The following is a 519-nucleotide window of genomic DNA, read 5'->3' as shown; positions in this document are numbered from 1 at the left end:
AATTACAACAACACAAATATATACACATGTAGAAAATGAACAGATTAAGAAGGCGGTTAATAAATTAAAGTGGTAAAAGGAGTGATAGCATGGATAGAAAACAAGATGTATATGTTGGTATTAACAGCTATGAAATAAAAGAAAATATAGGCGAATATAAAGGGAAAATAACAATTGAATTTGAATTGGTTAGCAATGATTTAACCGCTCAAAAATACCAAGATTTTCTGTTACTAATTAATAGTTTTATTGCTTTGTGTAAAATAGCAGGTAAAAGCGATTATGAGATAGGGGAGGAATTAAAATGGAAAGATTAATTCAGTATGAGGATGAAGAAAGATTGCAACAAGACAGGAGAAAATTAAGACAATGGCAAAGAGAAATTAATAGTAATTGGATTAAAAATGTAACACAATGGACTATCGAATACATTAGTGAAAATGACTTAGATATTAAAGAAATAGAATTGATCAAAGATTTTGCGGGGTATATACAGCTTAAAGGATTTATGTTTAAGGG

At 28.7% G+C, this 519-nt stretch carries 2 protein-coding genes; both read left to right on the top strand.

Annotated elements, in window-relative coordinates:
• Positions 1 to 89 precede the first annotated feature (89 nt).
• On the top strand, positions 90 to 317 hold the full coding sequence (locus N3D74_06750) for a hypothetical protein (GenBank protein MCX8095861.1): 228 nt from the start codon (positions 90 to 92) through the stop codon (positions 315 to 317).
• Positions 305 to 519, top strand: a 215-nt coding sequence (locus tag N3D74_06745) for a hypothetical protein (GenBank protein MCX8095860.1), incomplete at its 3' end; no start/stop codon positions are given. The genes N3D74_06750 and N3D74_06745, both read left to right, overlap by 13 nt.

The sequence above is a fragment of the Caldisericia bacterium genome (genome assembly GCA_026414995.1).
Lineage (GTDB): Bacteria > Caldisericota > Caldisericia > B22-G15 > B22-G15 > JAAYUH01.
The sequence above is the reverse complement of the archived record's forward strand: the minus strand, read 5'-3'. Positions and strand labels throughout refer to the sequence as shown.

Bases quoted from the DNA above. Each gene is read 5' to 3' on its own strand.
- N3D74_06750 (MCX8095861.1), top strand. From the start codon at position 90: ATGGATAGAAAACAAGATGTATATGTTGGTATTAACAGCTATGAAATA.